11 protein-coding genes are annotated in these 12479 nt (G+C 44.2%); 4 read left to right on the top strand and 7 right to left on the bottom strand.

Annotation, left to right across the window (positions count from 1 at the left end; genetic code table 11):
• Positions 1–100: 100 nt before the first annotated feature.
• Positions 101–1885 (bottom strand): sigma-54-dependent Fis family transcriptional regulator, encoded by a 1785-nt coding sequence (locus tag OH456_RS01260; RefSeq protein ID WP_270032624.1) that lies wholly within the window; start codon positions 1883–1885, stop codon positions 101–103.
• A gap of 255 nt (positions 1886–2140) precedes the next feature.
• Here OH456_RS01260 and exaC point away from each other — a divergent pair, with 255 nt between their 5' ends.
• On the top strand, positions 2141–3661 hold the full coding sequence (gene exaC, locus OH456_RS01255; RefSeq protein WP_171392173.1) for an acetaldehyde dehydrogenase ExaC: 1521 nt from the start codon (positions 2141–2143) through the stop codon (positions 3659–3661).
• Between the two features lie 146 nt (positions 3662–3807).
• The gene (locus OH456_RS01250; RefSeq protein ID WP_270032623.1) at positions 3808–4584 is read left to right on the top strand and encodes an AAC(3) family N-acetyltransferase; all 777 of its coding nucleotides are present in this window, start codon (positions 3808–3810) and stop codon (positions 4582–4584) included.
• 37 nt (positions 4585–4621) lie between these two features.
• On the opposite strand, the gene OH456_RS01245 is transcribed toward OH456_RS01250, so the two are convergent.
• The 5 genes from OH456_RS01245 to codB all read right to left on the bottom strand — a co-directional run bounded on the left by OH456_RS01245 (position 4622) and on the right by codB (position 8975).
• Positions 4622–5059 carry a hypothetical protein gene (locus OH456_RS01245; protein ID WP_198558704.1) on the bottom strand — a complete coding sequence of 146 codons (438 nt, stop codon included), beginning with the start codon at positions 5057–5059 and terminating at the stop codon, positions 4622–4624.
• 51 nt (positions 5060–5110) lie between these two features.
• Positions 5111–5650 carry an outer membrane beta-barrel protein gene (locus OH456_RS01240; RefSeq protein ID WP_146159000.1) on the bottom strand — a complete coding sequence of 180 codons (540 nt, stop codon included), beginning with the start codon at positions 5648–5650 and terminating at the stop codon, positions 5111–5113.
• 294 nt (positions 5651–5944) lie between these two features.
• Positions 5945–6154, bottom strand: a complete 210-nt coding sequence (locus OH456_RS01235) for a cold-shock protein (RefSeq protein WP_006069145.1) — start codon at positions 6152–6154, stop codon at positions 5945–5947.
• Between the two features lie 279 nt (positions 6155–6433).
• On the bottom strand, positions 6434–7711 hold the full coding sequence (locus OH456_RS01230; protein WP_270032622.1) for a cytosine deaminase: 1278 nt from the start codon (positions 7709–7711) through the stop codon (positions 6434–6436).
• Between the two features lie 19 nt (positions 7712–7730).
• Complete coding sequence (codB, locus tag OH456_RS01225; protein ID WP_006069143.1) at positions 7731–8975, bottom strand: cytosine permease; 1245 nt, start codon at positions 8973–8975, stop codon at positions 7731–7733.
• Between the two features lie 424 nt (positions 8976–9399).
• On the opposite strand from codB, the gene OH456_RS01220 reads away from it, so the two are divergent.
• Positions 9400–10140 carry an RNA methyltransferase gene (locus OH456_RS01220; RefSeq protein ID WP_031493789.1) on the top strand — a complete coding sequence of 247 codons (741 nt, stop codon included), beginning with the start codon at positions 9400–9402 and terminating at the stop codon, positions 10138–10140.
• A gap of 80 nt (positions 10141–10220) precedes the next feature.
• On the opposite strand, the gene fdxA is transcribed toward OH456_RS01220, so the two are convergent.
• Entirely contained in the window at positions 10221–10544 is a 324-nt protein-coding gene (gene fdxA / locus OH456_RS01215; protein WP_006069141.1) for a ferredoxin FdxA, read from the bottom strand.
• A gap of 221 nt (positions 10545–10765) precedes the next feature.
• On the opposite strand from fdxA, the gene OH456_RS01210 reads away from it, so the two are divergent.
• Complete coding sequence (locus OH456_RS01210; protein WP_270032621.1) at positions 10766–12379, top strand: NAD(P)/FAD-dependent oxidoreductase; 1614 nt, start codon at positions 10766–10768, stop codon at positions 12377–12379.
• Positions 12380–12479 lie beyond the last annotated feature (100 nt).

Here is a 12479-nt window from a genome sequence, read left to right as displayed (position 1 = left end):
CTTCTTGAGTGCCAATGTTGTGGAGCAGGGTACTCAAGAGTCGTGCGCATTAACGGATATATTGGGTTTAATGTCTAACAAAAGGTTTTTCTCGAAACGATTAAGAAATTTTGTCTATCCCGAGCTTCCTCAATTTTCGATAAATAGTGTTTCTACTCACGCCTAATATTCGCGATGCCAAGCTCACATTTCCGTTTGTTTCTTCGATAGTTTTCAATAGCTTATTGTCAATGGTCGATTGTAAGTCGTTATCTTGTTCGAGAGTAGCAGTTCGTGTAGTGGTGAGCTTACGGATTGTGTTTTCTGGAAGATCATCTAGATTGACGATGGGATTATCACATAGAGCGGCGATCAAACGGCAGGTAGAGTGCACTTCTCTAAGGTTTCCCGGCCAATCATACTTAAGCATGAGGTCAATAACGTCATCTGAGAGACGCTGTTTATTGGACTCCTGCGTAAACGTTGACTCAATCAGCTGTTGAGTGTCTTCTCTTTCACGAACGCTTGGTAAAGTGATACTCAGTCCTTCAAGTCGATACCATAGGTCTTCTCTGAACTCCCCTTTAGCGACCATATCAGTCAGGTTCTTGTGGCTAGCAACGATGACGTAGACATCAACAGGATAGCTGCGATTGGCTCCAATGGGTGCAACAATTTTCTCTTGCAGTACATGTAAGAGGCGAGATTGAGCGTTAAGGGGAAGGTCTGCAATTTCGTCGAGAAACAAAATACCGCCATTGGCTTGCCTAAATCGACCTTCGAACCCCTTAGGGTGAGCGCCTGTAAAAGCTCCTGGAGCATAACCAAATAACTCGGACTCAATAAGGTCCTTTGGCAGCGCTCCACAATTGATAGCAATAAGAGGTCTTTCGGCAAGTGAACTTTGTTTATGCAATGCTTTTACAAACTCATTTTTCCCGGTTCCGGTTTCTCCTGAAATTACCAAGCCGATACGTTTTGACATGACTTTTGTAGCTTGTTGCCAAGCTTTTTCAACACAACTATCTCCTTGGTGTAATGGGCAGCTTGAAGACTCGGCTTTTGATTTACTCTTAGGAAGGTGACGCAGAGGTTTAACAGACTCAACTTGATAATAAAACTGGTCTGTTTTACGGATACGATCAAGTGTCAGTGAGCCAATAACAGACTCAATAGGATCACCCGGCTTAAGTTGATTAGCTAGTACACTGGAGGCAATAGCATTTTGAGCCAGCACTTGCCCATTTTTATCGGTGACAACGATTCCTTGCCAACCACTATTAAGAACAGAACTATCATGACCAAGGCGTATTTTTAATGCTGCATCGGGAATAAAGTTGAGTAGTTCGCTCTCTATGTTTTGGACCATGTTCTGAATAAGTACCCTAGTGGCATCGTTATGGGTTTGATATTCACTGGTCACGTCCAATATAGCAATGAGTTCTCCGGCGGGTGAAAAGATCGGGCTGGCAGTACAACTAATGAAATGATGATGCCTAATAAAGTGTTCTCCACCTATGATGGAGACTGGACGTTTTTCTACCAAGGCTGTTCCTATCGCGTTTGTACCTTTCAGTCCCTCATCCCAAAGCACTCCTTGATCGAGCGCTATTTCCGTGAGTTTCTCGCGAAATCGCTTTTGTCCCCACGTCTTTACTATTGCACCGTTGGTATCCGCTAAGATAAGTCGGCTATCTGTACGAGAAAATATCTGACAAAAAAGTGGGTATGCATGTTTTTCAATGACATTTATTAACGTTTGATGCTTATCGATTCGTTCAGTAACTTCGACGTTACTAAGTCGATGATCTTCGGGCAGATGGCGGCTACTCAAACCAGCTTGAATACTGCGTTTCCAAGAGTCCTTGATCCACGCCTTTTCGTTAGTTGTATGGCTAATTAACATGAGTGTTCCATTTTGTAGCAGTTCACTGTGACATCATGCTACATAACGGAACAACGGCCATTTGAGCATCAACAATAGAAGGACAAATACAAATTACGTTTAAATTATATTAATCATAAATTTACAAAATTATAACATCTCTTTTGTTAGATTGGCGTAATTGTTGCGTTTATCACGATGTCGTATGACATATAAGGCATGACTTTTTTGCATACGACGCTGCTAACATTCGATTAAATAACAAAAGGATAAGCTATGATTTACGCTCAGCCAGGAACGGAAAACGCAGTAGTTAACTACAAGCAACGATATGAAAACTATATTGGTGGAGAGTGGGTAGCACCAGTAAACGGTAAGTATTTCGATAATACATCTCCAGTTAATGGTAAAGCGTTTTGCGAAGTCCCTCGCTCAGATGCCGATGATATTAGTTTGGCCCTCGATGCTGCCCATGCTGCACGAGAAGCTTGGGGCAAAACCAGTGTGACTGAGCGAGCAAACGTCCTGCTCAAAATCGCTGACACGATAGAGCAACACCTTGAGGAACTTGCTGTCGCAGAGACGTGGGAAAATGGCAAGCCTGTGCGTGAAACATTAGCTGCAGACCTTCCTTTAGCCGTGGATCACTTCCGTTATTTCGCTGGTTGTATTCGTGCGCAGGAGGGATCTGCGGCGGATATTGATGCCAACACTGCAAGCTACCATTTCCCAGAACCTGTGGGCGTTGTTGGTCAAATCATTCCATGGAACTTTCCAATGCTGATGGCAGCATGGAAACTAGCACCAGCATTAGCAGCAGGGTGCTGCGTGGTACTGAAGCCTGCGGAGCAAACGCCAGCATCTATCTTAATGCTTATGGAAAAAATCGGTCACTTGATTCCTGCTGGTGTGGTCAATATTGTCAACGGCTATGGGGCAGAGGCCGGTCAAGCGTTAGCAACTAGCGAGCGTATTAATAAACTAGCGTTTACTGGTTCGACGGAAATTGGCCACCATATATTGAAATGCGCAGCGGAAAGTTTGATACCTTCGACGGTTGAACTTGGAGGTAAGTCTCCGAATGTGTATTTCGAAGATATCTTTGATAAGGATGATGACTTCTTAGATAAGTGCATTGAGGGGACACTATTAGCTTTCTTTAACCAAGGTGAAGTATGTACTTGCCCATCCCGAGTATTGGTTCAAGAGTCTATTTATGACAAATTTATCGCCAAGCTTGAGGAGCGCTCAGCAACCATAAAGCAAGGAAATCCACTGGATGTGACCACGCAAGTCGGTGCTCAAGCGTCACAAGAGCAGTTTGATAAGATCATGAGCTACCTTGAAATAGGTCGTCAAGAAGGTGCAAAAGTGATCATTGGCGGCGACATGAACAAGCAAGAAGGTGACTTACAAGACGGCTATTACATTCAGCCAACCATGCTTGCAGGTAACAACAAAATGCGTGTATTCCAAGAAGAGATTTTTGGCCCTGTTATCGCGATTACCACCTTTAAAGACGAAGCCGATGCCCTGCGAATTGCTAACGATACTGAGTATGGTCTAGGCGCAGGGGTTTGGACTCGTAATGGCAACTTAGCGTATCGCATGGGACGTGAAATTCAAGCAGGACGAGTGTGGGTTAACTGCTACCATGCATATCCAGCACACGCTGCATTTGGTGGTTACAAGAAGTCGGGCATTGGACGAGAAACTCATAAACTGGCTCTCGACCATTATCAAAACACCAAGAATTTGTTGGTGAGTTATTCGACTAGTCCGTTAGGCTTCTTCTAAGTTCTCTAGTTTTGGCTAAGCCGGAGTTTTTTGCTCCGGCTTTTTTCGTCATATCTCTGTAAATATGCCAAAATACACGTCTGGTTAACGGTTATTTACTGCGGTTTTTGTCAGTATCTTTCGAAACAACGAAAACCAACAAAAAAATGATCACGAAACAGAGATTAATTAGCGATTTCCAAGATATCGGCATCAATCCAAATGGAACGTTGCTTGTACATTCCTCCATGAAAGCCATAGGAGACGTTGAGGGAGGGGCTGACACAGTACTGGATGCTTTGAGTGAGTTTATGTCGGAAGGGCTGTTATTGCTACCCACGCACAGTTGGGACAAGCACAATCTTGCTAATGGTATTTACGACCCTAAAACAGAACCCTCTTGCGTCGGTATCCTTGGTGAGATGTTTAGGCAAAGAGAGGGCGTGCTTCGTTCGCTCCATCCTACTCACTCTATGGCCGCGTTGGGGAAAAATGCCGAGCAGTTTATTGCTGGCGAAGAAACATTGACGTCTCCATGCCCTCGACATGGCGCTTGGGGAAGACTCTATGACGTTGATGCGCAGATTCTCTTTCTAGGGTGTCCTTTAACTCGTAACACATACATACATGGTGTGGAGGAGTGGAGTGCGATTCCTAACCGTATCGATTCTGAGTCAGAAGCCATCACGATTATTAAAGGTGATGAGGCTATTGAGACGATTCTGCGTCGCCATAAAAGTCCGTTTGGTAGCATTCATGAAAACTATGACAAGCTTGAGCGTCCATTTGTTAAACAAGGTATCGGCCATTGGGGGACTATTGGCGAGGCAAGATCGTTTTTAGCCAGTGCTAAAGGAATGGCAGATATAGTGCAAGCGTTCTTAAAGCGAAACCAAGATGTCTTTTTGTACGATGACCCGATCCCAGAGTCGTGGTATGAATAAAGTAAAAAGAGCCTAGATCTAGGCTCTTATATATTGCTTATCCGTGACTTTCACCGACGATAACGACTTCCCCTGTTTCTTCATCGAGATACGCACCTATCGGTTGAGTATCTACAATGTCGAACTCGTAACAGGTTCTAGAATCCCAAACGCCAGAACGGTTTAGTTCGTCGCCAGCGAGCTTTCCCGGCTTATTTTTGCTTAGCCATTCATTGGCCACTTCTCGTAACTCCCCAGAATCGGAGGCACTGAAGATACCGCTTTGGTTATAGCAAACCAGCATTTTGTTCCTGCTTTCATTATGAGGTACAGGGATACTGTATTGGCTGCCATTATCAGAATTATAAATGGCGCTATTTCTTAAGATTAGGTCGTAGTCCGCTTGCAGTTGTCCTGCTTTCACCGCGTTGTAGACGGAACAGCCTGACAATAGTGAAGCGCCAATGACTAGCATTGTTAATTTCAGTGTTTTCATATGTCTTGTTTCGAGTGATGAGATTACTGTGGGCTTCTCGTTACAAGGCTTTTAGAAACGGTATCCGACTAAGAAGCTGATGTTGGCTTTATCTTCAACTTTGGCATGGCCATATTTACCCAGTTCAACTTTGTCATTGTTTCCAATAGTGCTGTGCAAGTTCATGTTGAAGCCGTTGTCAAACTCATAACCAGCACCGACGAATGCTAGTACTTTCGAAGATTTTGCATCAATTTTAGCTTCCACACCGTCGGTGTTACCACCGATACCAGAAAACTCGAGTTTGCTGATTGTTGTACCTGCTTTTAGCGTCAGTCCGTTATTGAAGCGATAACCGGTATAAATGGAAAATTTGTTTTGCTCGGTTTTACCCGCGCTATGCTGGCTGTCAGATGGTGCTTCCATGACGAACTGTGTCTTTTCCGCATGGAGTTGCGTACCCAATAGGATGTTTGCATAATCAACTTCAAACGCTACCGTAGGTGCATTGCGGTCGTACCCTGCCAAAATGTTAAAATTAACGTCGTCCATACCTGCTGCGATAGTTGAGGAAGAAGCCACGATTAGTGCAGATGCGAGTAGTTTTTTCATTGTCTTTACGATTCCAAAATTGTCAAAAATACAGTTAGAAAATACCAACTGACGAAATCGCATCCCTGCGTGGAAATCCATAAGATTGGATGACTGACTCTCCTGATTTAGAGCCTCGGAGAGACAGCCTATGTCACGGTGAGTGACAGGAGATATCGTAAAGATGATGAGTTTAGTAGCCTAATGTAGCAGTGTTAGAAAAGCGTTGGAAAAGAGAGGTGGGTAGTTGTGTTTGCAGATACAAAAAAGGCTTCGATTACTCGAAGCCTTTTAGAAATTCTTTAACTGTCGTTATTATTGAGGAATAACGTTAACAGCTTGAGGACCTTTTTGGCCTTGCTCAACACCAAAAGAAACCGCTTGGCCTTCTTTTAGAGTTTTGAAACCTTCGCCAGAGATAGCGCGGAAGTGAACGAATACGTCTGGACCGTTCTCTTGAGCGATGAAGCCGTAGCCTTTCTCTTCGTTAAACCATTTTACTGTGCCAGTATTTGTGTTAGACATGTTATGTCCCTTACTTTTAAGATTAAAATTTGCCTTTCGGCGATCTCGCTTTGTGTTTCCGTTTATTTAATCAAGCCGTAAATGGGAAAAACGAATGACAAATACCCGCAAGGGAAATTATCTGACAATACTTCTCGTACTCTTTTACTCTTACTTTAAATAACTCTGAACACCAGAGCGCAAGCAGTGTAACACACCTAGCAAAGGATTAAATGAATTTCTTATGAATTAGTTACAAAAAGAGCAAGCCATTCGTGACTTGCTCTTTTGAGATGATGATTAGCGTTTAAACGTAACGTTTTCAGAGGACTCGAGGTGGATTTGAGTCTCGGCTGGCTTCGTTTGAGCGATAATAGAACCGTTACGAATAGAGTAGCTGACGGGTACTTGGCGACGGACAGCGTCAAAGCCATTTTCCGCTGGCAGCAATAGCAAGCTACCTGCTTTGCCCACTTCCAAACCGTGCTTGTTTTGGATATTCAGTGCTTTAGCTGAATTAGTACTGATCAAGTCAAGTGACTGATTGATTTGATCGTAGCCCATCACCTGACATACATGTAGCCCCATGTGCAAGACTTGAAGCATGTTGGCAGTACCCAATGGGTACCAAGGATCAAAAACATCATCATGCCCAAAACAGACGTTGATGTTTGCAGCCAACATTTCTTTTACTCGTGTTACACCGCGACGCTTAGGGTAATCGTCGAAACGACCTTGTAAGTGAATGTTAACCAGCGGGTTTGCGACAAAGCTAATGCCTGACATCTTCAGTAGACGGAACAAGCGAGATGCGTACGCGCCGTTATAAGAACCCATTGCGGTGGTGTGACTTGCTGTCACTTTGTCGCCCATTTCGTATTTATGAGCGAGCGCCGCAAGAGTTTCCACAAAGCGAGATTGTTCATCATCAATTTCATCACAGTGAACGTCAATCAAGCGGTCGTATTTACGCGCCAATTCAAAGACGTAATGAAGTGATTCAACGCCGTACTCGCGAGTAAATTCAAAATGTGGAATCGCACCGATAACATCCGCACCAAGCTGTACCGCTTCTTCAAGGAGCTCTTTGCCATTCGGGTAAGACAAAATACCTTCCTGCGGAAAAGCAACGATCTGGATATCAACCCACTGCTTCATTTCTTTACGAACTTCCACCATCGCTTTAAGCGCGGTTAGTGTTGGGTCAGACACATCAACGTGAGTACGAACGTGCTGAATACCGTTGGCAATCTGCCACTTTAAAGTTTGTTTAGCACGCTGCTTAACGTCTTCAATAGACAGAAGTGCTTTGCGTTCTGCCCAACGTTCAATCCCTTCAAACAAGGTTCCCGAGATGTTCCAACTAGGCTCTCCGGCAGTTTGAGTCGTGTCTAAATGAATGTGAGGTTCACAAAATGGCGCTGCCGCCATATGACCAGTCGCGTCAATGTGTTTGTCCGCAGTCAGCGTTTTTGAGCCAGCAGGTTCAATCGCCTTGAAAACGCCGTCTTCAATCAAAAGGTCATAAAGACCTTCTTTCATATTGATTGAAGCATTTTGAATGAGCAAAGATGACATAACACCAAATTCCTAATTATTAAGCGTCTGCTTGTTTAAGTTGCGCCGCTTTCTTGTTGATAAGGCGGTCTAATATGACGTAGCTGATGGCACCGCCAAGTACAGCATTAACTGGTACTACACCTGGTAGAAAATTACCTGCTGCTACGCCAAGACCTACTGCAATGATACCTGCCCAGTTCACAGTTTGGAATTTCGCAGTTTCAAAATTTGCGTAACGTTTTCTGTTTGTAATGAAATCCGCGATGATTACGCCGCCGATAGGTGGGATAGCAAGCGATAGGAAGGTTAACCAACCAACAAAATTGTTATAGAGCCAAAGCGCACATAATGTGCCAACCAGACCATTCGCCATAGACAGATACTTACTTGGCAAACCTGTCACGTTCGAGAAACCGAGACCTGATGCGTACAACGCATTGTCATTAGTCGTCCAAATGTTCAGACCTAGTACGATGATGGCTGGAAGCAATAGACCTTGAGCAATCATCACTTCAGATATATCTGATTGTCCCGTCACCGATGCACCTGCTGCACCAAAGATGAACATCAGTGAGTTACCGATAAAGAAAGCCACCATTGTAATGAATACAGCACCTTTCGGATTACGACCGAAGCGAACAAAGTCAGCAGTAAGTGTACCAGCACTTACGAACGACCCGACTACCATGGCCAGTGCAATTGAGAAATCGAGAGGCTCCGCCGGTTGAATTTTCTGAAGCTCGCCAATACCGCCAACACTGTCGACTGCGGTGAATACTGAATAACCGCCAAGAATAGCAATGGCAGGTACCGCGATGGCTGATAGAACCATTAACGCAGAAATACCGAAGTAAACCGTCGCTGTCATGAGCAGGCCACTTACTATGATTAGTGTATTGGTATCGATACCTGTTGCTTTCTGTACGGGGATGGCAAACATAGCCACACCGACTCCAAACCAACCTACTTGAGTGCCGCCAAGAAGAACAGAAGGAAGCCAAGAGCCTTTAGAGCCAAAAGAGAAACGAGCTAGGAGGTGAGTGGAGAGGCCAGTGGAAGAGCCGATGTAACCAAGAAAAGAAGTGTAAATACCGAGGATGAGGTTACCAATGAGAACAGCGAGGAAGAAATCATTAAAGGAGAGACCAGTACCGAGTGAACCACCTGTCCACATACTTGCGGAGAAGAAAGTCAGTCCTAACATCACCATGGTTAATGAAGCGACTCCCTTTCTAGCCGATTGTGGAACCGGACCTAGACTGTAGTTGTTATCCGCAGACATCTCTTACCTCACAATTATCTAAATTTAAATACACCATTTACCAGATTTCAGGCAAACGGCGCGTATTATGGTGATGTAAATGTGAGAGTCAAGAGGCGAATTGTCGTATTTTTACAGCTAGCTGAGTGATATTGATATTTAGCATAATAAAATCATTGAGTTAGGTGTTTTATTGTGACGGTGATTATTTTGTGGCTATTTTGTATTGGCAGGTGGCAACCGTTTGCTGAGGCTCTTTAGTGTGCGTTTTTATAAACTTTGTTATCAAATTGGTTCATAACGTCGATAAGTGCAACTTTATGGCTATTGCCCAATATTCTCTGAAACGCCAAGGTTTTAGAAATGACGCTAGGCAGCGTTTTGCTACTCGCATCAGATTCTCAATTAAGTATATAATGCCCGCGCTTTCATCTGGGGTATGACTATGATTTCCAAAAACCAATTAAAACTTCTTCGTGCATTAAGTCAAAAGAAACAGCGTAAAGCACATGGCTTATTTCTCGTAGAAGGTGAGAAGAACGTGTTAGAGCTATTGGAGACATCCATGGTGATAAAACATGTCTTTGCCACCAGTGAATTTTTGGCAAGCAATCGAGAAGCGTTGCAACGTGTTGAATGTATCGAAGCATCGCTTGAGGAACTGACTAAAGCCAGTTCTCTTGTGAGTAACAATGCGGCAGTGGCCGTTGTAGCGATCCCTCAAACGGAAATACCAGCGGCTAAAGGGATGATGATCGCCCTAGATGGGGTCTCTGATCCGGGTAATTTGGGCACCATTATTCGAATCGCCGATTGGTATGGCATCAAACATATCGTGGCCAGTACCGATTGTGCGGATCCGTATAATCCAAAGACCATCCGAGCTACGATGGGCAGCTTTGGGCGTGTTCAAGTAACGCTTTTGGATCTTCCTAGCTACCTAGAGCAAGCGTCACTACCGGTATATGGAGCATTCTTAGAAGGCGAAAATGTGCATAAGATGACCTTTTCTCCAGAGGGCATCTTGCTAATGGGTAGTGAGTCTCACGGTGTCCGCCCTGACGCTGAACAGTATGTGACAGATAAAATTACCATTCCAGCATTTGGTGGTGCCGAATCACTGAATGTAGCTATGGCAACGGGGATTATTCTCGATAACTTCCGCCGCCAACATAGTGAAGTTTAACGGCTTTTCCAGAACACGATTAGAACTAAAAAGGGCGCAATACCTTATTGATATTGCGCCCTTTTTTGATGTTCATAGTGCTATTTTTCAAGCATGCCTAACTTGTTTGGCACGCCATTCCATTTCTCTGCTTCATCCATAGCAGGTTTGACTTCGGTGATATTGGGCCAGACTTCTGCTAATTCAGCGTTCAACTCAATAAATACTTGCTGGTCTTCCGTAAGCTCGTCTTCTTGGAAAATTGCTTGAGCGTCACACTCAGGTACACAAAGTCCACAATCAATGCAGTCGATAGGGCTAATGACCATAAAGTTTGGGCCTTCGTAGAATGCGTCAGCAGGGCACACCGCGACACAATCGGTATATTTGCATTGGATACAGTTATCAGTGACGACAAAAGCCATGGTTATCAACTCTTAATTTGCCAAATTTGTGGAGGGGCGATAATACTCATTCGCCAACAAAATTCAATATTAGAAGGAGGTTATTCGTGTATCTAACTCCTGCCTAAAGTGAATTAAGTATGACAGACAAAACAAGTTAACGTAAAATGCGCGCCATTGTGAGCTTATCGGTCCCCAAGTTGACCGATTAGGCTAAGACACCGACTAGGCGAGACCCCTCCATGATACGTTTAACTGAAATTAAACTTCCTCTTGACCACGAAGAAGGCGCAATCTCTGCTGCCATTCTTAAAAAACTCGGCATTTCTGCTGAGCAGATGATGTCATTCAATGTGTTCAAGCGTGGCTATGATGCGCGTAAGAAGGCCAAGATTCTCCTTATCTACACTCTAGATGTAGAAGTGCAGAATGAAGCATTACTGCTTGAGAAATTTACCGATGATCCGCACGTCAAAGTCACTCCGGATATGGAGTACAAATTCGTTGCTAAAGCTCCTGCTGGTAACACTGAACGTCCAGTCGTTATTGGATTTGGCCCTTGCGGTCTATTTGCTGGCCTTGTGTTGGCACAAATGGGCTTTAATCCGATCATCGTTGAACGTGGTAAGGAAGTTCGTGAACGTACCAAGGATACTTTTGGTTTTTGGCGTAAGCGTACACTGAACCCAGAGTCGAATGTACAGTTTGGTGAAGGTGGTGCGGGGACGTTCTCAGATGGCAAACTCTATAGCCAAGTCAAAGATCCAAAGCACTATGGTCGTAAAGTCATCGAAGAGTTTGTAGCTGCTGGCGCACCAGAAGAAATTCTTTACGTGAGTAAGCCGCATATCGGTACGTTTAAACTTGTGACCATGATTGAGAAAATGCGTGCGAAAATCATCGAACTAGGTGGTGAAATTCGTTTTAGTACTCGCGTTGATGATATTCACATGGAAGACGGGCAAATCACTGGCTTGACACTGTCAAATGGCGAAGAAATCAAATCACGCCACGTGGTACTAGCCGTAGGTCACAGTGCTCGTGATACGTTTGAAATGCTGCATGAACGTGGTGTTTATATGGAAGCTAAACCTTTCTCTGTGGGTTTCCGTGTTGAACACAGACAATCAGTGATTGATGAAGCACGTTTTGGTCCTAATGCTGGTAACCCAATCCTTGGCGCGGCTGATTATAAACTGGTACATCACTGCAAAAATGGTCGCACAGTATATAGTTTCTGTATGTGCCCAGGCGGAACCGTTGTTGCGGCGACTTCTGAAGAAGGTCGCGTAGTGACTAACGGAATGAGCCAATACTCTCGTGCTGAGCGCAACGCTAACAGTGCAATTGTAGTCGGTATTTCACCTGATCAAGACTACCCAGGTGATCCATTAGCAGGTATTCGATTCCAACGTGAATTAGAGAGTAATGCTTATCTGCTAGGTGGTGAGAATTACGATGCACCAGCTCAGAAAATTGGTGACTTCTTAAAAGGTAATGACCCAAGTGCTTTAGGTGAGGTAGAACCGTCATTCACACCGGGCATCAAGCTAACCGATCTCTCTAAAGCACTACCTGATTTTGCTATTGAAGCAATCAGAGAGGCGATTCCTGCGTTTGATAAAAAGATCAAAGGCTTCGCTGGTGCAGATGGCCTGTTAACTGGTGTTGAAACTCGTACTTCATCGCCTGTTTGCATCAAACGCGGTAAAGACTATCAAAGTGTTAATCTTAAAGGCTTCTTCCCCGCAGGTGAAGGTGCAGGTTACGCTGGTGGTATTCTGTCGGCAGGTATAGATGGTATCAAAGTGGCAGAAGCGCTTGCTCTGTCTATGGTTGGCGAACAGCAAAACTAAATGCTGGACCGATGAATTATAAAGCCCATTAACTAGAGGTTAATGGGTTTTTTTATTGGCCACTCAAAAGAGTGAAAACAAGAAAGGCAACACCCATAGG

The organism is Vibrio sp. La 4.2.2 (assembly GCF_027586995.1).
GTDB lineage: Bacteria > Pseudomonadota > Gammaproteobacteria > Enterobacterales > Vibrionaceae > Vibrio > Vibrio mediterranei.
The sequence above is the reverse complement of the archived record's forward strand: the minus strand, read 5'-3'. Positions and strand labels throughout refer to the sequence as shown.

Excerpts from the sequence above, each read along its gene's own strand:
- OH456_RS01220 (WP_031493789.1), top strand. The coding sequence starts at position 9,400 with ATGATTTCCAAAAACCAATTAAAACTTCTTCGTGCATTAAGTCAAAAG.
- OH456_RS01250 (WP_270032623.1), top strand. The coding sequence starts at position 3,808 with ATGATCACGAAACAGAGATTAATTAGCGATTTCCAAGATATCGGCATC.
- codB (WP_006069143.1), bottom strand. The coding sequence starts at position 8,975 with ATGTCTGCGGATAACAACTACAGTCTAGGTCCGGTTCCACAATCGGCT.
- OH456_RS01210 (WP_270032621.1), top strand. The coding sequence starts at position 10,766 with ATGATACGTTTAACTGAAATTAAACTTCCTCTTGACCACGAAGAAGGC.
- OH456_RS01245 (WP_198558704.1), bottom strand. The coding sequence starts at position 5,059 with ATGAAAACACTGAAATTAACAATGCTAGTCATTGGCGCTTCACTATTG.
- fdxA (WP_006069141.1), bottom strand. The coding sequence starts at position 10,544 with ATGGCTTTTGTCGTCACTGATAACTGTATCCAATGCAAATATACCGAT.
- exaC (WP_171392173.1), top strand. The coding sequence starts at position 2,141 with ATGATTTACGCTCAGCCAGGAACGGAAAACGCAGTAGTTAACTACAAG.
- OH456_RS01230 (WP_270032622.1), bottom strand. The coding sequence starts at position 7,711 with ATGTCATCTTTGCTCATTCAAAATGCTTCAATCAATATGAAAGAAGGT.
- OH456_RS01240 (WP_146159000.1), bottom strand. The coding sequence starts at position 5,650 with ATGAAAAAACTACTCGCATCTGCACTAATCGTGGCTTCTTCCTCAACT.
- OH456_RS01260 (WP_270032624.1), bottom strand. The coding sequence starts at position 1,885 with ATGTTAATTAGCCATACAACTAACGAAAAGGCGTGGATCAAGGACTCT.
- OH456_RS01235 (WP_006069145.1), bottom strand. The coding sequence starts at position 6,154 with ATGTCTAACACAAATACTGGCACAGTAAAATGGTTTAACGAAGAGAAA.